Genomic DNA, 1,007 nt, shown 5'->3' on the forward strand with positions numbered 1-1,007 from the left:
AGTCCACGGTGAGTTTCGCTGCGACATCCCCGGTTCGTGCCGGTCCCTCGTCTGCCAGCACGCGGAGAATCTCGATGTCTTGGGGTAGCAACACCGTCCGGTCTTCATCGGTAATACGCACCGGCGCATCAGTCGGATCCACCTGTTGATGGAGCCACTCGTGACACGGCCGGCACATGACGGTGAGATTCTCCTCGTCGTGCTCACCCATCCCTTCAGGGTTCCGCTCGATGTGATGGATGTGCAGTTCAGCGAGACCACCCTCCTCCGGGCCACGCCGCCCGCACGCCTGGCACTTGTACGAATAATCGTCGAGTACTGATTCGCGGACCGCCGGCGGCACTGACTCGTGACACTTCGCGTGATCCTCGTGGTCGTGCCCAGTCTTGTTCGCTACCTGTTCTACATCCGCATCGCCTGCGTGTCGTGATTCTGCTGTCATTAGTTTTGATTTCAGTGTCTGCCGATCAGTTCCCGCTCGATACTCCGCGGCCAGCAGTCACCCTGATATATCGCTTCAATCCGCATCTGGCCACGCCGCGGTCACGTCACTCGTTGTTGCGACCGTGCCCGGGCGGCGGGCCTTTCTGATTCGTCACCCACGGGACACCATCCACGACCCCGATCATCGGTCCGCGCCTCGCGTCGGCGTCAACGACTTCACGTTGAACTCTGATTTCGCACAGTACCGTTCCGCAACGCGCCCGATCGCTTGCGTCCGCAGCACGTCCGCAACGTTATGCTGGGCGAGTTCCGCGAACCGCCCGTCTTCGAACGCCGCCACCGCCTCGGCACTCTCATCAAACGGATCGACGTCGCCGTCCGTACCGTCACACAGCACGGCGTACGCGTGTTCAAGGTCATTCCGCTCCACGGGCTCCGCATCCGCCTTTGTCCCTGTCTCCGCGTCCGCAGCCGCCGTCGCGTCGTCGATAACAGTCGTGTTGAACCGGTCGGCGACGATCGGCATGAGGTCCGCGTACGGGACGTCAGTGAACGGCCACGCC

At 62.3% G+C, this 1,007-nt stretch carries 1 protein-coding gene and 1 pseudogene; both read right to left on the reverse strand.

All coding sequences use genetic code 11. The annotated features are described in order from the left end of the window. A partial coding sequence (locus tag U4E84_RS18870) for an HNH endonuclease signature motif containing protein (protein ID WP_322533574.1) occupies positions 1-442 on the reverse strand: 442 nt, incomplete at its 3' end. A 183-nt stretch (positions 443-625) separates the two neighbouring features. Next, a pseudogene (locus U4E84_RS18875) lies at positions 626-1,007 on the reverse strand (hypothetical protein); the annotation flags it as partial.

It is taken from the genome of Halorubrum sp. AD140, from assembly GCF_034497445.1.
Lineage (GTDB): Archaea > Halobacteriota > Halobacteria > Halobacteriales > Haloferacaceae > Halorubrum.